The sequence below is a fragment of the Butyricimonas sp. Marseille-P3923 genome, assembly GCF_900184685.1.
In the GTDB taxonomy this organism is placed as follows: domain Bacteria; phylum Bacteroidota; class Bacteroidia; order Bacteroidales; family Marinifilaceae; genus Butyricimonas; species Butyricimonas muris.
The window spans coordinates 1,919,660-1,936,886 of sequence record NZ_FXXL01000007.1 but is presented as its reverse complement, the minus strand read 5'-3'; the positions used below and the strand labels follow the sequence as shown (position 1 = coordinate 1,936,886).

Here is a 17,227-nt window from a genome sequence, read left to right as displayed (position 1 = left end):
CTCGCGACCTTGTAGACCTTATGGTTTTCTACTTTATAAACTTTACAAACTTTATAACTTTACAAACTCATTTTACGTTTACCTGTAGAGATTAGAAAACAATATTAAAACTACAGGATATGGCGAAAAAAGTAGCAGAACAATTGGTCGAAATACTGGTAGAAGTCGGAGTGAAACGTATTTATGCCGTGACAGGCGATAGTTTGAATGAAATAAATGACGCCGTGCGGCGTAATGGTAAAATTCAATGGATACACGTGCGACACGAGGAAGTCGGGGCTTACGCGGCAGGAGCCGAGGCGCAGCTTCACGGGCAGTTGGCTTGTTGCGCCGGGAGTAGCGGACCGGGACACGTGCATCTGATCAACGGTCTGTATGACGCTCATCGTTCCGGGGCTCCGGTGCTGGCGTTGGCATCGACAATGGCGACCGAGGAATTCGGTTCCCGGTATTTTCAAGAAACCGATACGATAAAATTATTTGATGATTGCAGTTATTATAATCAAGTGGCAGCTACACCGGCTCAATTGCCCCGTATGTTGCAGGCGGCAATGCAAACGGCGTTATCCCGGCACGGTGTTGCCGTGGTCGGTATTCCGGGAGATGTGACGGCGAAAGATTCGGTAGATATTTTTTCATCTTTGCACCCTTTCCCGACTCAACCGTCTATCCGTCCTTCCGACAAGGAATTGGACGAGCTGGCAGCCTTGTTGAACAATAAAACGAAAATCACTCTATTTTGCGGGATGGGAGCGAAAGATGCTCATGCCGAGGTGGTGGAATTGTCATATCGGTTGAACGCTCCCGTGGCTTATTCTTTCAAAAGCAAAATGGAAATACAGTACGATAACCCGAACGAGGTTGGTATGACCGGGTTATTAGGTATGCCTTCCGGTTATGACAGTATGCACGAGGCGGAAGTTCTCGTAATGCTCGGTACGGATTTTCCCTACGCGCCTTTTATGCCGGAGAATAACACGATCGTTCAGATTGATATAAAACCGGAACGATTGGGACGACGGGCGAAGGTTGACATGGGACTTTGCGGCGACGTGAGAGCAACATTGCAGGCTTTGCTGCCTCGGATCAAGCAAAAAGAAGACGATGATTTCTTGAAAAAACAATTGAAAGGGTACGAACGGGTAAAGGAGAATTTGAATGCTTACGTGGAAGTACACGGCGAGAAAGATCGGATTCACCCGGAATACGTGATGTCTGTCGTGGACAAGTTAGCGTCGAAAGATGCGATCTTTGCCGTGGATACCGGGATGACTTGTGTTTGGGGAGCCCGCTATCTGCACGGGACGGGACAACGGAAAATGTTGGGTTCGTTTAACCACGGTTCCATGGCAAATGCCGTTCCCCAAGCTATCGGGGCTTCGCTGGCGTATCCTGACAGACAGGTATGGGCATTGTGCGGGGACGGCGGATTGTCTATGTTGCTAGGAGATCTTTCCACGATTGTACAATATAAATTGCCCGTGAAAATCGTCGTGTTCAATAACCGTTCGTTGGGAATGGTGAAATTGGAGATGGAAGTTGCCGGGTTACCCGATTGGCAGACGGACATGGAGAATCCCGATTTCGCCCTCGTGGCAAAAGCCATGGGCATGGAAGGATTCACGGTAAACGATCCCGAGGAAGTTCAATCGACACTGGAAAAAGCGATGAAAATAAACGGCCCGGTGCTGGTGAACGTGATGACCGACCCGAACGCTCTCGCCATGCCGCCCAAGGTAGAGTGGAGCCAGATGCTGGGATTTGCGCAATCCATGTACAAGTTGATGATCAACGGACGGACAAAGGAAATTTTGGATACGATCACGTCTAATTTCAGACACATGAAAGAAGTGCTATGAGATGAAAGATTGTATCTTTGTATTGTAATCAAGATAGAATTATATGATAGATTTTAAACCGATCAAAATTGAAGATAAAGAGTTAATAACGTCGTATTTTTTGGCCTGCGGGAACCGGGATTGCAACCTGTCATTCGTGAATTTGTACACGTGGCAGTTCCTGACTAACAGTTGCTATGCCGTGGTGGATAATTGCCTGATCGTGCGTTTCACGTTGGACGAGGAAAGTATCGTGTACACGATGCCCGTCGGGACGGGGGACGTGAAAGGAATCATCGGGATGTTGAAAGATCAGGCAAAGGCTGAAGGGCATGTCTTGCGGATACATGGCGTGTTCCCGGAAATGGAAGAATGGTTCAACCGGGAGTTCCCCGGACGATTTGACTACCGTCTGGATCGGGATTATTTTGACTATATATATCTAAGGAAAGAATTGGCGGAATTGAAAGGTAAGAATTTCCAGCCCAAGCGGAATCATGTCAACAAGTTCAAGCGGACGTACAATTATCGTTACACTCCCTTGACGGCGGACATGATTCCGCATTGCCTCGAACTGGAGGAGAAATGGTGCGAGCAACACGGTTGTGATGAAGAGCAGAGCCTGATTAACGAGCGAAAAGCACTGAACTCCGCGTTACGCCATTTTGACGAGTTGGAACTGACGGGCGGTGCGCTTTGGGTGGATGACGAGATTGTCGGTTTTACCTATGGCGCTCCCGTGAATAGGGATACTTTTGCCGTGCATATCGAGAAAGCGGACAGCCGTATCGACGGGGCTTATAATATATTGAATCAAGAATTTGCCTTGCATATTCCGGAAAAATATATTTACTTGAACCGGGAAGAAGACTTGGGATTAGTCGGTTTACGAAAGGCGAAGTTATCTTATCGTCCCGTGATTTTGTTGGAAAAAGGGTATGCTCAATTAATCGAAAATTGAAAATGGCATGAAACAAGAGGTAATGGATTTGTGGCGATTGTGTTTTGACGATACGGAAGAGTTTATTCGTTTCTATTTCAGCAAGAAATACAAAGACGAAAACACTCTTGTATATCGTGATAGGCAAGGTGATGCTGTTGCGGCGCTGCAAATGCCGCTTTACCCGATGACCTTCGCCGGAACCTTGTTGCAGACGGGGTATATTTCGGGCGCTTGTACCCACCCTCTGGCCCGTGCGCGGGGAATCATGACAAAGTTATTGCAGGAGGCCTTTGCCGTGATGAGAATGCGGGATGTCCCCGTGAGTACTTTAATCCCGGCAAACGATTGGTTGTACGGCTATTACGAGAAGATGGGATATGCCACTATTTTTGATTTCTCACCCGAACATTACACGATTCTCGATCGTCCCGTGTTGGGGCATTACAGGGTGGAGGCGTTTCGTGACGAGGCTTTGTTGACAGACGAAGTGTTTCGTTATTTTGAAGATGTCATGCTCCGTCGTCCCTGTTGTATTCAACATGACCGGGAGGATTTTAACACGATTATGGAGGATTTGCGTATAAGCGAAGGTGCTTTGCTCGTGGCGTATAACCGTGAAGATCACCTTGTCGGCATGGCATTTGCCGAGCCGCGGGGGAATCATGTTTTGGTAAAAGATTGGCTGTATGACTCCGGGGAAGTAAAACAGGCGCTCTTGTGGGGGATAATGACACGTTGGGATACTGCCGAAATATTCTGTCGTTCGCTACCGACGGGGAAAAATGACGAACATCGGGGGATGGCGAGAATCTTGGACGTGGAACAGGTGTTGCGGTTGTATGCTGTCCGTTATCCCGATCTGCATTTCGTGTTGAAAGTGACGGATGAACAAATCCCGGAGAACACGGGAATGTATATCGTCAGTGAGGGTGCTTGTACCCGGAAAGTCGCCGAAGAAACACCCGTCGAATTGACCGTGCAAGAGTTAACCCGTTTGGTATTCGGTTATTATCCGGAACGTTTTCCCGGGTTAGCCTCTCGTTTCAAAGCCTGTCATCCTTTTATAAGTCTGATGCTGGACTGATTTTCCGATCCTGTTTTGGGTTTTTCGAGTTCACGATACCGTCGATTTCTTCGAGGGTAAGTTTCTTCACGTTTGTAATGATAATGTTCTCTTTCAAGAAATTACCATACGTGTTGCACTCGTTGATAATGGTTTCGAATATTTCTTTCAACCCGGCATCAATCGGCAACAAAAGGGTAAACATGATGTATTTATCGAAGTGCTCGGAACTCTCTATTTCTCCTTTAGCCTTGGTCACTACCAGTTCGGTTTCTTTCTTGGCAATATCCCATTGGAACGGTTGTATAACCACCCCCTCGTTGGCAATATAAACACAGAAATAACGTAATAGAGTCCCGTGGCCGCCCAATCCCGTGGAAACAAACACGGTAGATTCATCCAGCAGGGAAGATTGAATCAACATACGCGATTGTTGCAACGCCACGGTCGCCCATTTTTTCAACGGGGTGTCTTCCTTCTGGAATGCCTCAATCTTCCGGTATATCGCTATATCATTTATCGTGGCCAGTACAGCCAGAATCTTTCTCTTCTTGTCTTCGCTGACGGACTCGTTGTACAATTCATCTGTCAACTGGGGAGCTTCCTCTATCAGCATCTTGAATTTCGTCTTGTCCTTCATCAAAAATTCAAGAAGTGCCATAAAGTGATGTTGCACCTCCACGTCTATTTCTTCTTCCATGATATTGAGTTGTGAAGCGTTTTTTGCCAAAAACTCGTTCACGTTACCCCATTTCTTCTCGTCTCTGTTGTCTTTATCTTCTGCTTTCATATTACAAAAATAAGCTATTTATTGATTATACGAATTAAAAAAGAAAAGTTTTCTTTTTTTAGACTTGTAGGGTTAATAAAGTAAGGTCCATAAGGTCGTAAGGTCTATGGACTTTTTTTTTCTGTGTTTATTTAGAAAAAATAAAAATAAAGTAATACCTTTGCTATGCGAAACCAGAAAGATGCAAATATGTTATTGTCAGAATTGAAGACCGGCGAGAGCGCCGTGATAACGAAAGTGAAAGGATACGGGGCTTTCCGTAAGCGTCTGAATGAAATGGGATTTATACGGGGTAAGGTAGTCAAAGCCGTGAAAAACGCTCCTTTGAATGATCCTATAGAATACTCGATCATGGGGTACGAGATATCCTTGCGGCGACAAGAAGCTGCGTTTATCGAGATTGTTTCACTGGAAGAAGCCAGCAATATCGTCGGGATTTCAGCATCCGCGAGAGATGCGGAGGAGGCCTTTGCCAAGCATTGGGAAGGGCGGGACAAGCATATTCATGTCGCCTTGGTCGGCAACCCGAACGCCGGGAAAACCACCCTGTTCAATTACATGAGCGGCTCGCAGGAGCATGTCGGGAATTACGGCGGGGTGACCGTGGATGCGAAGAAAGCGACTTTCCGTTTCAACGGGTACGAGTTTAACGTGGTCGACCTGCCGGGTACTTACTCCATTTCAGCCTACTCGAACGAAGAAAAATACGTGCGGGAATATATCACGAATCACGCTCCCGACGTGGTTATCAACGTGGTGGATGCGTCCAATCTGGAACGCAACCTGTACCTGTCTACCCAGTTGATAGACATGGACGTGAAAGGCGTGATTGCCTTAAATATGTTCGACGAACTGGAGCGTTCCGGAGCGACATTCGATTACCGGAAAATGGGTAAGATGATCGGGATGCCTATGGTGCCGACGATCGGCTCGAAAGGAAAAGGAGTCAAGCAACTCTTGGACGAGATTATCGAGGTGTACGAGGGAAGAAGCGAAACCGTACGGCATATTCATATCAATTACGGGCAGGAGATCGAAGACGGTATCGTTGCCATACGTTCGGAATTGGCGGATGAGAAAGAATTGACCTGCAATATGTCGCCTCGTTTCATGGCACTGATGTTACTCGAGGGAGATAAGGAAATCACGCATTTTGCGGAGAAGGATAGGCCGCGGGAAAAACTGATGAATACCGTTCAGGAGAATGTGTGTAAAATCGAATCCACGTTCGGGGAGAGCGTGGAAGCGGTGGTCACTGACACGAAGTACGGTTTCATCTCCGGGGCGCTGAAAGAAACTTACCGGGAAAGTCCCGTCAACCGGCGGCGTAAAACAGAATATATCGACGCTATCGTAACGCATAAATTATTCGGGTTCCCGATCTTCCTGTTATTCTTGTTCACGACCTTTTTTGCCACTTTCAGTCTGGGCAGTTATCCCATGGAGTGGATCGAAACGGGAGTTGCCGCCTTGAGTACATTCGTGGAAAACAATATGAGCGCGGGACCGTTGAAGGATTTGTTGGTAAGCGGGATTATCGGCGGTGTCGGTAGTGTGATCGTGTTTTTGCCGAACATCTTGATCCTGTTCCTGTTTATCTCGTTCATGGAAGATACGGGGTATATGGCGCGTGCGGCGTTTATCATGGATAAAATCATGCATAAACTCGGGCTTCACGGGAAGAGTTTTATCCCGATGATCATGGGATTCGGGTGTAACGTGCCGGCAATCATGTCCACGCGTATGCTGGAGAATCGCAGTGACCGGATATTGACGATACTGATCAATCCTTTCATGTCTTGTAGTGCCCGTCTTCCGGTATATATACTGTTAGTCGGGGCTTTCTTCAAGGAGTACGCGGCATTGGTGTTGTTCGGTATCTACTTGATAGGTATTTTAGCGGCAATCGTGATGGCGAAATTATTCAAACGGGTACTTTTCCACAAACAGGAAGTGCCTTTCGTGATGGAGTTGCCGCCTTACCGTATGCCTACATTACGTACCACGATTCGCCACATGTGGAGTAAAGGCGAGCAATACCTGAAAAAGATGGGAGGTATCATCATGCTTGCTTCCATCGTGATTTGGGCTCTCGGTTATTTCCCCGTGGACAAGGAATTGGCGGCGGAATACGACAAGCAGAAGGCGGAAGTCGCGGCAGCGTACGAGGTGGAAATAGCCTCGGGAACCGGTAACGCCGAGATGTTGAAGGCAGAGCGGGAAGCCAAGCTGGAAAGTTTGCACCGGGAAGAAGTGATCAAACGTCAGGAAAGTTCGTATATCAGTCGTATCGGTCGGGCGATGGAACCCATCTGGGCGCCTCTCGGTTTCGAGTGGAAAGCCGGGGTGAGCTTGTTGACGGGTGTTGCTGCCAAGGAAATCGTGGTGAGCACGATGGCTGTGCTCTATCAAGGCGAGGATATCGACGAGGACGATGAGGCGGCAAGTTCGGCACTGGTGACGCGGCTGAAAGAACATGGTTTTACGCCCGTTATCGCTATCGTGTTTATTGTTTTCGTGTTACTCTATTCTCCCTGTTTCGCGGCATTGATCGCGATAGGGAAAGAGATCGGGGCAAAATGGGCGTTCTTCGTCATGGGATACACGACCGTGCTGGCATGGGTTGTTTGTTTCGTGTTGAAACAGGTATTGGACTTGTTGATATAAATCAATGAGTCAATCTAAAATCTAAAATTAAAGGAGTGATGCAGCTCATACTTACATATATAATTGTTGCCGTGGCGCTTTTCTTCGTGGGAAGGGGCATTTATCGGTTATTCCGTTCCGGTCGTAAGAACGGGGGATGCGGTGATTGCTGCGGTTGCGGCTCGCGGACAAACAGAAAAAAAACGTATGTATTCGGGAATAGCCCGGTAAAATCGGCGATAGAGCGGGAAAAGAACGGGAAATAGCTACCTTGTTTCACGGACATTCTCCTTGTTTGAGCCATGGCTTGGCTACCCCTTGTCTATACCATGAACGTAGCATGAACGTAGCATCTTCGAAGCATGAACGCTCACGTGTGTATATGCTGCGTCAGGCAAGTGAAGAGGATGTAATCATAGTGGAGGGGAAGGGTAAGGAATATATCTTGTTACCTTGGAGAGGGGATGGCTAAAATAAAAAAAAGCTGCTGATAAGCAGCTTTTTATATTATTGTTTGTGTCTGCGCTCGTCAGAAACACTCAATTTTTTTCTTCCTTTAGCTCTTCTTCTGGCTAAAACTGCTCTACCGTTAGCTGTAGACATTCTTTCTCTGAAACCATGTTTGTTTCTTCTCTTTCTGTTGGATGGTTGAAATGTACGTTTCATTGTGATATTATCTTATGTTATTATTTTCTCACTTCGGACTGCAAAAGTAGGTATTTTTTTGATTGTGCCAAAGAAAATTGCAAAATTATCTTCGGTTAATTTGAAGTTTGTCACAACAAAGTTAGAATCTTGTCGTATACTTTTGCAGGAGGGACATGAAAAAATATGCTCTGATATTTGTTTTATTGAAATAGATTATTAACTTTAAGCCAATTTACTAAAGAGACCTATGAGACAGTTAAAAATCAGCAAGCAAATCACTGGCAGGGATTCCTTTTCAATCGAAAAGTACTTGCAGGAGATTGGGAAGATCGACGTGTTGTCGCCGGACGAGGAGGTTGCGCTAGCCAAGAAAATACGAGCCGGAGATCTAGCCGCACGAGAGCTTCTGGTGAAGAGTAATCTTCGTTTCGTGGTTTCCGTGGCCAAGCAATACCAGAACAACGGTATGAGTCTGGGTGATTTGATCAACGAAGGGAATCTGGGTTTGATCAAAGCGGCAGAGTGCTTTGATGAGACGAAAGGGTTCAAATTCATTTCTTACGCCGTGTGGTGGATTCGCCAGTCTATTTTGCAGGCAATTGCCGAGAACTCGCGTTTGGTTCGTTTACCCTTGAATAAAATCAGTAGCATAAACAAGGTGAACAAATTTTTCTTCCGTCTGGAACAGGAATTTCAGCGGGAGCCGACAGCCGAGGAGATTGCCCGGGAGATGGACGTTCCGGAAAAAGAAGTGAAAGACAGTATGCGGATTGCCAGTCGTCCCTTGTCAATGGATGCCCCGTTGACGAGTGACGAGGATGCGTCTAATTTATACGACGTGATGATCACCGGCGAGAACTCGATACCGGAGGCGGAGAGAGAGTTGAACGCTGATTCGTTGCGGACGGAGATAGATCGTTATTTATCCACTTTAGATGAGCGGGATGCCACGATCTTGCGTATGTATTACGGGCTGGGAGGTTATTTGCCAATGTCTTTGGAAGAGATTGGGGATCGGGTAGGACTTACCAGCGAAAGAGTACGTCAGATCAAATCAAAAGCCATCAAAAAGTTGAAAAACACGTATCGCACGAAGCGGTTGAAGACTTATTTGTAACCGGATATTTTAGGTTGTAAGTTATGAACCGAGAGTTGTTGTAAATTGTAACTAATTAGATTATAATTTGTAACAATCCTGAAGATGTATTTGTCCGAAAAAGTCCCTCAAAAAACTTTTCTTTTCATCTAAAATTGTATATTTGTTCCCCGTTTTGGAAAAGGTTTTAAAAACGGGAGAAAACGTTTGCGGAAGCATTCTTTTCTTTGTTAAGAAACTTATTTTCAATTGTTTATTTATAGTTTTAATATTCTAAAGAAGAACCTTATGGGAAAATATGAATTGAACAAAAATTTGGCGCAGATGCTTAAAGGTGGGGTTATCATGGACGTAACCAATGTTGAACAGGCGAAGATTGCAGAGGCTGCCGGGGCATGTGCTGTTATGGCACTGGAAAGAGTGCCGTCGGATATTCGTAAAGATGGCGGTGTTGCCAGAATGTCAGATCCGCAAATGATTAAGGCGATCAAGAACGCCGTATCTATTCCTGTAATGGCTAAAGTGAGAATCGGTCACTTTGTTGAGGCTCAAATATTGGAAGCCATCGGCATTGATTATATCGACGAGAGCGAGGTATTGACTCCCGCGGATGATCTGTATCACGTGGACAAGACTAAATTCCAAGTACCGTTTGTTTGCGGTTGCCGCAACTTGGGCGAGGCTTTAAGACGCATCGGCGAAGGTGCTTCCATGATCCGTACCAAGGGAGAAGCCGGAACCGGAAACGTGGTTGAGGCTGTAAGACATATGCGTCAGTTGAACAATGATATTCATCAGGTACAATCTGCCCCGGTAGAAGCTTTGATGACGCTCGCTAAAGAAATGGGTGCTCCTTTCGACCTCGTGAAATACGTGCACGAGAACGGTAAATTGCCGGTTGTAAACTTTGCTGCCGGTGGAATCGCCACTCCCGCCGATGCCGCTTTGATGATGCAATTGGGCTGCGAGGGTGTATTCGTTGGCTCCGGTATCTTCAAGTCGGGAGATCCTGCCAAGAGAGCGAGAGCTATCGTGTTGGCAACTACTTATTACAACGATCCGGTTAAATTGGCCGAATTGTCAGAGAACTTGGGCGAGCCGATGTCCGGGTTGGAAATATCCAAATTGGAAAATAAATACGCCGAGAGAGGGTGGTAAAATAATGAAAAAGATAGGCATTTTAGGGTTTCAGGGGGCTGTCGTCGAGCATGAGCGTCAGATTCAAGCATTGGGACATGAACCCGTGATCGTGAAATACCCGGAACAATTGGACGTTATTGACGCTATCATTTTGCCGGGAGGGGAGAGTACCACCATGGGTAAGATTCTCAATCGCACGGGGTTAATGGCCCCCCTGCGGGAGAAGATTGTCGGGGGACTTCCCGTGTGGGGAACTTGTGCCGGAATGATCTTGTTGGCAAAAGATCTGGTGAACGATTCGGTGACTCACTTGGGAGTTATGGATATCTCCGTGCGCCGCAATGCTTACGGTAGCCAGATTGATAGTTTCTCCACGAAACAGGTAATCCCCGCCGTCGACTCGAAAGAGATCGAGCTGGTGTTTATCCGCGCACCTTATATAACAAAGGTGGAAGACGGGGTGAAAGTATTGTGTGAACTGGACGGTCACGTGGTTGCCGCTGAAGAAAGAAATATGCTGGTGACCTCTTTTCATCCGGAACTTACGGATGATGTGACTTTCTTGAAATACTTTGTTTCTAAAATCAAATAGTTCGTAAAGTTTTTAAGGTTTATAAAGTTCGTAAGGTTTATTACTTTATGAACTTTATAAACCTTATGAACTTTATAACTCTTTTCTTTCTACATCGCTTTTCTCAACTCTTCTGCCGTCAGTGTGGCGGTTCCGATCTTCTGTACCACGATTCCTGCTGCAATATTGGCGATGCGGATAGATTCCTTGATATCTTTACCCGCGGTCAGTGCTAACGCTAAGGCTGCCACCACGGTATCTCCGGCTCCGCTCACGTCGAACACTTCTTGCGAGTGTGTCGGGATATGCACGGTTTCTTGTCCGGTGATCAGGCTCATGCCTTTCTCGCTTCGAGTCACGAGCAAGGCTTTCAACCCGTACTTCCGGATGATTTCCTTTGCCGAAGCCTCGATTCCGGTGTCCTCGTTACTGATAGGATGCCCGATGATGTCCCCGAGTTCCTTCACGTTTGGCGTGATCAAATCCGCCCCGGCGTATTTTGCCCAGTTTTGTCCCTTGGGGTCCACGATGACGCGCGTCCCGTGCTGTTTAGCGATCGAGATCAGAAAAGTGCAAATGTCGTCGGAAATCATGCCCTTCCCGTAATCGGAGATCACGAGAGTCGGGTTTTCACGGATGAGTTCTTCCAGATGAACTTTAAAATCTTCTTTTGTTTTCTCGGGTACTTCCAGTCGTTGCTCGTAGTCAAGGCGCACGATTTGTTGGCGTCCGCCGATAACGCGGGCTTTCGTGATCGTGGGTTGCTCTGTTTTGATGAACTCCGTGCGAATTCCCTTGCGGTGCGCCATTCGCTCGATCTCCTTCCCGAAAAAGTCATATCCCACGGCACCGCACAAGGTGGCTTGCCCGCCCAGACTGCTGATGTTGTTTGCCACGTTCGAGGCTCCGCCCAACCGGGATTCTTCCGTCACGATATTCACGATCGGCACGGGAGCCTCCGGCGAAATGCGTTCCACTTTCCCGAAATAATATTTGTCGAGCATCACGTCCCCGACGATTAGTATTTTGCAATTACTGAAATCCATAATGAAAATTTAGAATTTATAGATTCTGTGATTTCGTGATTCTCGATTCTGTGATTTTTAATCACTAAATTATTGAATCGCTAAATCACAGAATCAGTATGTTATTCTTCCCCGCCGCCGAACATCATCAAGTAAGCCTTGATAAAATCGTTGATTTCACCGTCCATCACGGCTTGCACGTTTGATGTCTGGTAGTTGGTGCGGTGGTCTTTCACCCGTCGGTCGTCGAACACGTAGCTACGGATTTGTGACCCCCATTCGATTTTCTTTTTTGTACCTTCAATTTTGTCTTTTTCTTCCTGACGTTTTCGAAGTTCCAGTTCGTACAACTGGGCTTTTAGCAATCGCATGGCGTTCTCCCGGTTTTGCAATTGCGAACGGGATTCCGTGTTCTCGATCATGATGCCTGTCGGGGCATGGCGCAGGCGCACTCCGGTTTCTACTTTGTTCACGTTCTGTCCCCCGGCACCTCCGCTTCGGAAAGTGTCCCAACTGATGTCGGCAGGGTTGATCGTGACCTCGATGGTGTCGTCCACGGCGGGATAGACAAATACCGAGGCGAAGGAGGTCATGCGCTTGTTCGACGCGTTGTAGGGGGACAGACGCACAAGACGATGCACGCCGTTTTCCGACTTCAGGTAGCCGTAAGCGTAATCACCCTCGAATTCGAGCGTGGCGGATTTGATACCCGCTTCTTCACCTTCTTGGTAATCCACGTGTTTTACCTTGTAACCGTTCAGTTCACCCCAACGGATATACATCCGGTAGAGCATGCTTGCCCAGTCCATACTCTCCGTACCCCCGGCACCGGAATTGATTTTCATGATGGCACCGAAATGGTCTTCCTCTTTACGCAGCATGTTGCGCATCTCGATATCCTCCACTATCCGTACGGTTTCCTCGTATTGGGCGTCTACTTCTTCTTCGGTGGCTTCTCCTTCCTTGGCGAAATCGAAAAGTACCTGTAAATCGCCCACGGCAGAAGTTACTTGTTCGTATCCTTCTATCCATGATTTTAATTCGCGTACCTTCCTCATCAATACTTCCGCCTCTTTGGGGTTATCCCACAAGGAGGGATTTTGCGTTCTTAATTCTTCTTCAGCGAGTTGTACCTTTTTACCATCTATGTCAAAGATACCTCCTCAATGCTTCACCTCTCTCTGCCAGCTCTTTAATATGGTCGATCGTGATCATTGTATTTTTAGTTTATAAAGTTAATAAAGTTCGTAAGGTCTGTAAGGTCCATAAAGTCGAAAGTCCATGGCTCCTGCGGGCGCTTTGCTATAACGGCAATTTTATTGCCGTTGATATAGTCCGAAGGACACCCGTGACCTTATAGACCTCATGGACTTTATAGACTTTCGACTGATAAAAAGGGGAAAATTCCCCTTTTTATTGTTTATTCATTTTACTGTCTATCGGGAAGTTTTTATTCACCCGGTTACTGGTGATCGGTTTCCCGGTCAGCGTGTTTTCCACCATGGTTTGTATTTCTTGTGCGAAAACTTCCTCGCCGCTGCTTCTTGCCCATCCGATCAACATTTGCAGTATCTGCATGCTGTTTCGTTCGTCCCGGTTAAGCATTTGCCTGCGGTTGGCGGATAGAGATTGGATATATCTTAACGTTTGAGCGTTATCCAGTGCCAAAGCCCATGCCAGATCGTTTGCTTTCTCGTTTTCTCCCGCCGTGTAATAGATCGGGATATAATAGATCAAGAAATAATCTGCCGGAACTTGGTAAAGCGGAATTTCTTCCAGTGATTTATCCAGTACTTTGACGGCTTCCTGCATCTTCGAGGAGTCTACGATTTCACTTATCGTGGAGTCACCGAGTACTGTACTTTCGTTTACGGCTTCTTCCACCAGTTTCTGGGCAAGACGCAAGAAAGTATTCCGGTATTTCATCACGGCAATGGTATTGTCGTGGAAATGGTCGATATTTACTTTCGGGTCATTGATATTTCCCCAGACAAACTTATTCATCAAATTGTCATACAACACGTTCGAGTTGATGCGACCGAACTCGTAATATGCATCCTTGTTTTCCGTCTTGATCGGTACCACGCGGTAGCCGGCACCTTCCAGCTGGAAGTATTTGTCAAAGCCCATGTAGCTGTCCTGTCCCATGCCGATACCGAAATATACAGGCCGTTCCCAGTTATTGGCAGCCAGAATGTCGAGTACCATGAGTTGGGATTTATTCAGTGAGTTGCCTGTCAGCTTGATTTCCACTCTGTCCACGATCTCGTCTGCATCTTCCGGTTGCACGGTTCCGTTGGCGAGAACTTTCTCTTTGTCCACGGGGAGATAAAGGCTCCGGGTGGGGATATAATTTAACGGTTCGCCTTGATAGCGGTTCGTCTTGTATTCCGCACCGTCCTGACCGACGAAATTCATCACTTCGGCGATGCTGAATGGCTTGTCGGTTCTCTCTTCGATAGCCACGAAGTCGCGTACCCCGTAATGATATTGGTCTTTCGTGAAAGAGATCGGTACCCCCGGTGATTCGTAGGCTTTCCGTTTCATCTGGTCGATATACCAGTCCCCGGCAAGCAAACTCAAATTCACGATGCGCACGTCCCGGCGGAAGCCTTCCACCTCTTGGGCGTACCATAACGGGAAGGTGTCATTGTCCCCGTAAGTGAACAGTATGGCGTTCGGGGCGCAGGTGCTCAAGTAGTTTTTGGCATGCGCGATCACCGCGTAACGTCCGCTGCGGTCATGGTCGTCCCAGTTTTGCGCCGCCATGTTCACCGGTACGGCGAACAGGCAAACTGCCGTTACCGCGATGGCAGCTTTGCGGGAATCCATTCTCTTTTGGAGAAGTTCCCAAAGGTAGAGTACCCCGAATCCTACCCAGATGGCAAATGCGTAGAATGATCCGGCGTAAGCGTAATCCCGTTCACGCGGTTGATAAGGATATTGGTTCAAGTAAAGCACGATGGCGATACCCGTGAGGAAGAAGAGCAGCATAACCACCCAGAAGTCTTTCTTTCCCTGTTTTCCCCGCTGGTACTGGTAGAACATACCCAGTAACCCGAGGATAAAAGGAAGCATGTAATATTTGTTGTTTGCCTTGTCGTGCTTCAACGTGTCGGGCATCATGCTTTGGTCGCCGACCAGCATATTGTCGACGAAAGGAATGCCCGTGATCCAGTTCCCGTAACGGAAATCACCGTGTCCTTGAATATCATTTTGTCTTCCGGAGAAGTTCCACATGAAATACCTCAGGTACATGTGCCCGAGCTGATAACGGAACATGAATTTCAAATTTTGCCCGAAAGTCGGTTTTTGACGGTTTTGTCCGTCTACCGAGTACGTGGGGCCGGCGGGTAATCCCACCCATTCGATGTAAGACTGCGGGTCACGCGCGGTACTGTACATACGCGGCAGGATGGTACAAAAATGAGGATCGTATTTCACCTCGGTCTTGTGTCCCACGACATCGTATTTCCCGGTTTTCTCGTTCTGGTAATAGATCGGACCGCCTTCTTCCACGGCAATGACCGGGGCGTTGTAATAAGGTCCGTAGATCAACGGTTCCTGCCCGTACTGGTCGCGGCTTATATAAGAAAGGAGTGCGAACACGTTATCCGGGCTGTTCTCGTCGATGGGAGGGTTGCTGACCGACCGGATAACCACCATGGCGTAGGAGGAGTAGCCGATCAACATGACCACGAAACAGGTCAGGATCGTGTTGACGATCGTGTGATTGTGTTTCAACGTGTAATATATACCGTAAGCAAGTCCGCTAATTAGAAGGATAGCGTAGACAACTACTCCCGTGTTGAAAGGTAGCCCCATGCTGTTGACGAACAGTAGTTCGAACCATCCGCCGATAATGATCACGTACGGGATCACACCCCACAGGATAGTCCCGAGGATCACGCAGGATAAAGCGGCAGCTTTGATCACACCCCATTTCGTCGTTTCGTATTTCTTGAAATAGTAGATAAACACGATGGCGGGAATTACCAGCAAGTTCAACAAGTGAACCCCGATGGAAAGCCCGATCATGTAAGCGATGAATACAAGCCAGCGATTGGCGTACGGTTGGAACGCCACGTTCTCCCATTTCAGGATCGCCCAGAACACGACAGCCGTGAACAGGGACGACATGGCATATACCTCGCCTTCCACGGCGGAGAACCAGAACGTGTCCGAGAACGTGTAGCATAGCGCACCGATCAGACCCGCACCCATGATAGCGTATAATTGTCCCATGGTACATTCTCCATCTTTTTTAATCACCACTTTCTTGGCCAGATGCGTGATTGTCCAGAACAGGAACAGTATCGTGAAGCCCGAACATAACGCCGACATAATATTAATCATGTAAGCCTGTGTTTCCGGGGACGGGGCAAAAATGGCGAACAGTCGCGAAACAATCATAAAGAAAGGTGCCCCGGGAGGGTGTCCTACCTGTAATCCGACTGACGTTGTGATGAACTCGCCGCAGTCCCATAAGCTGGCTGTCGGTTCTACCGTGAGAATGTAAGTGATACTGGCTATCACGAACGCCACCCATCCGGTGACATTATTGATCAACCTGTAACTTAACGTGGGGTGATTTTTAATGTTGCACATGCTTCTCCTTCTTTGAATTTATATTTCTTATTAGTAATCAAGGATATCCTAAATTTGTTCCTTTTCAACCGCACGAAAATAGCAATTTTCTTTTAATTTTTCCGCATTTTGTTTTGGTGAAATGAAAAATTGCTATACATTTGCAGCGTCAAAAAACAAAATACTTGTTGAATTGACATGACGATTGTCCCATTGTGTAATGGTAGCACAGCAGATTTTGGTTCTGTCAGTCAAGGTTCGAATCCTTGTGGGACAACAAAAAAGAGAAGCCTTGCAGCAGGGAGTTGCAAGGTTTTTTGTCCGAAGTTCTTAGATACAATGCCCAGGTGGTGGAATCGGTAGACACGCTAGTTTCAGGGACTAGTGGCCGTACGGCTGTGCAAGTTCGAGTCTTGTTCTGGGTACAGAAAAACGCTTGATGGTGATAAACTGTCAAGCGTTTTGTTTTACCCGTGGTGAAATTGACGAGTTCCACCCACTCGAAGGGGTAGTCTTCATCCTCCTCGTCGCCGTACAGGAGTTTGTTGCGTTCGTTGCACATGTAGGCGTATTCCTGCAACATTCCGGTGATCAGTGCGTAGCTGCTGTCGAGAGTTTGCTCGTGCGTGTAACCGAGGGCTTCTTTCACGTTTACCAGAAACATGAAGCTACTCACGGGTTTATCCTGCTTTCCATGTTTTTTCGGGCGGCTATGATCTCCGCCTCGGTCATCGGGCTCATGTTCTTTATCGTCATGATAGATTTGTAGAAATAGACACTAGAATCCGTCTAAAAGAGAAAGTTACTGATCAGGATACGACGAAGGTAAAGTTGACTACCGGTGAAAAAAGAGGTCTGGAGCAAAATACAAGTGTCGATG

General features: G+C 47.1%; 15 protein-coding genes and 2 tRNA genes. 12 read left to right on the top strand and 5 right to left on the bottom strand.

Features of this window, described 5'->3' with window-relative positions; translation table 11 throughout:
• Nucleotides 1–119 precede the first annotated feature (119 nt).
• The 3 genes from CS948_RS19460 to eis are packed head-to-tail and all read left to right on the top strand — an operon-like array spanning nucleotide 120 to nucleotide 3,865.
• Entirely contained in the window at nucleotides 120–1,859 is a 1,740-nt protein-coding gene (locus CS948_RS19460) for a thiamine pyrophosphate-dependent enzyme (protein ID WP_099293825.1), read from the top strand.
• A 43-nt stretch (nucleotides 1,860–1,902) separates the two neighbouring features.
• Entirely contained in the window at nucleotides 1,903–2,799 is an 897-nt protein-coding gene (locus tag CS948_RS19455; RefSeq protein ID WP_099293824.1) for a DUF2156 domain-containing protein, read from the top strand.
• Between the two features lie 7 nt (nucleotides 2,800–2,806).
• On the top strand, nucleotides 2,807–3,865 hold the full coding sequence (eis, locus tag CS948_RS19450) for an enhanced intracellular survival protein Eis (protein WP_099293823.1): 1,059 nt from the start codon (nucleotides 2,807–2,809) through the stop codon (nucleotides 3,863–3,865).
• Here eis and CS948_RS19445 read toward each other — a convergent pair.
• Complete coding sequence (locus tag CS948_RS19445) at nucleotides 3,843–4,634, bottom strand: hypothetical protein (RefSeq protein WP_099293822.1); 792 nt, start codon at nucleotides 4,632–4,634, stop codon at nucleotides 3,843–3,845. The genes eis and CS948_RS19445 overlap by 23 nt on opposite strands.
• 189 nt (nucleotides 4,635–4,823) lie before the next feature.
• Between CS948_RS19445 and feoB the strand changes: the two genes are divergently transcribed.
• The 3 genes from feoB (at nucleotide 4,824) to CS948_RS21930 (ending at nucleotide 7,752) form a co-directional block, all read left to right on the top strand.
• Nucleotides 4,824–7,301 (top strand): ferrous iron transport protein B, encoded by a 2,478-nt coding sequence (gene feoB / locus CS948_RS19440; protein WP_099294711.1) that lies wholly within the window; start codon nucleotides 4,824–4,826, stop codon nucleotides 7,299–7,301.
• 38 nt (nucleotides 7,302–7,339) lie between these two features.
• Nucleotides 7,340–7,546, top strand: a complete 207-nt coding sequence (locus CS948_RS19435; protein ID WP_099293821.1) for a FeoB-associated Cys-rich membrane protein — start codon at nucleotides 7,340–7,342, stop codon at nucleotides 7,544–7,546.
• Between the two features lie 74 nt (nucleotides 7,547–7,620).
• Nucleotides 7,621–7,752 carry a hypothetical protein gene (locus CS948_RS21930; RefSeq protein WP_255302085.1) on the top strand — a complete coding sequence of 44 codons (132 nt, stop codon included), beginning with the start codon at nucleotides 7,621–7,623 and terminating at the stop codon, nucleotides 7,750–7,752.
• Between the two features lie 35 nt (nucleotides 7,753–7,787).
• On the opposite strand, the gene rpmH is transcribed toward CS948_RS21930, so the two are convergent.
• Nucleotides 7,788–7,946 (bottom strand): 50S ribosomal protein L34, encoded by a 159-nt coding sequence (rpmH, locus tag CS948_RS19430; protein WP_099293820.1) that lies wholly within the window; start codon nucleotides 7,944–7,946, stop codon nucleotides 7,788–7,790.
• Between the two features lie 229 nt (nucleotides 7,947–8,175).
• Between rpmH and CS948_RS19425 the strand changes: the two genes are divergently transcribed.
• The 3 genes from CS948_RS19425 (at nucleotide 8,176) to pdxT (ending at nucleotide 10,756) form a co-directional block, all read left to right on the top strand.
• Nucleotides 8,176–9,045 carry an RNA polymerase sigma factor RpoD/SigA gene (locus CS948_RS19425; protein ID WP_099293819.1) on the top strand — a complete coding sequence of 290 codons (870 nt, stop codon included), beginning with the start codon at nucleotides 8,176–8,178 and terminating at the stop codon, nucleotides 9,043–9,045.
• Nucleotides 9,046–9,312: 267 nt separating this feature from the next.
• Nucleotides 9,313–10,182 (top strand): pyridoxal 5'-phosphate synthase lyase subunit PdxS, encoded by an 870-nt coding sequence (gene pdxS / locus CS948_RS19420; protein WP_099293818.1) that lies wholly within the window; start codon nucleotides 9,313–9,315, stop codon nucleotides 10,180–10,182.
• A 4-nt stretch (nucleotides 10,183–10,186) separates the two neighbouring features.
• Entirely contained in the window at nucleotides 10,187–10,756 is a 570-nt protein-coding gene (gene pdxT / locus CS948_RS19415; RefSeq protein WP_099293816.1) for a pyridoxal 5'-phosphate synthase glutaminase subunit PdxT, read from the top strand.
• A gap of 89 nt (nucleotides 10,757–10,845) precedes the next feature.
• Here pdxT and rfaE1 read toward each other — a convergent pair whose 3' ends face one another.
• From rfaE1 to CS948_RS19400, 3 genes are all read right to left on the bottom strand, one after another.
• Nucleotides 10,846–11,781 carry a D-glycero-beta-D-manno-heptose-7-phosphate kinase gene (gene rfaE1 / locus CS948_RS19410; RefSeq protein ID WP_099293814.1) on the bottom strand — a complete coding sequence of 312 codons (936 nt, stop codon included), beginning with the start codon at nucleotides 11,779–11,781 and terminating at the stop codon, nucleotides 10,846–10,848.
• Nucleotides 11,782–11,882: 101 nt separating this feature from the next.
• A protein-coding gene (prfB, locus tag CS948_RS19405) for a peptide chain release factor 2 (RefSeq protein WP_141561000.1) occupies nucleotides 11,883–12,975 on the bottom strand; the annotation gives its coding sequence in 2 pieces (ribosomal slippage) (nucleotides 11,883–12,911 and nucleotides 12,913–12,975; 1,092 coding nt in all).
• A 198-nt stretch (nucleotides 12,976–13,173) separates the two neighbouring features.
• Nucleotides 13,174–16,368: a DUF2723 domain-containing protein gene (locus CS948_RS19400; RefSeq protein ID WP_099293810.1), complete on the bottom strand. Its 3,195-nt coding sequence runs from the start codon at nucleotides 16,366–16,368 to the stop codon at nucleotides 13,174–13,176.
• Between the two features lie 185 nt (nucleotides 16,369–16,553).
• Here CS948_RS19400 and CS948_RS19395 point away from each other — a divergent pair.
• The 3 genes from CS948_RS19395 to CS948_RS21765 all read left to right on the top strand — a co-directional run bounded on the left by CS948_RS19395 (nucleotide 16,554) and on the right by CS948_RS21765 (nucleotide 17,116).
• Nucleotides 16,554–16,624 (top strand) — tRNA-Gln (locus CS948_RS19395).
• Between the two features lie 64 nt (nucleotides 16,625–16,688).
• Nucleotides 16,689–16,772, top strand: a tRNA-Leu gene (locus CS948_RS19390).
• A 14-nt stretch (nucleotides 16,773–16,786) separates the two neighbouring features.
• Nucleotides 16,787–17,116 (top strand): hypothetical protein, encoded by a 330-nt coding sequence (locus CS948_RS21765; RefSeq protein ID WP_176555138.1) that lies wholly within the window; start codon nucleotides 16,787–16,789, stop codon nucleotides 17,114–17,116.
• Nucleotides 17,117–17,227 lie beyond the last annotated feature (111 nt).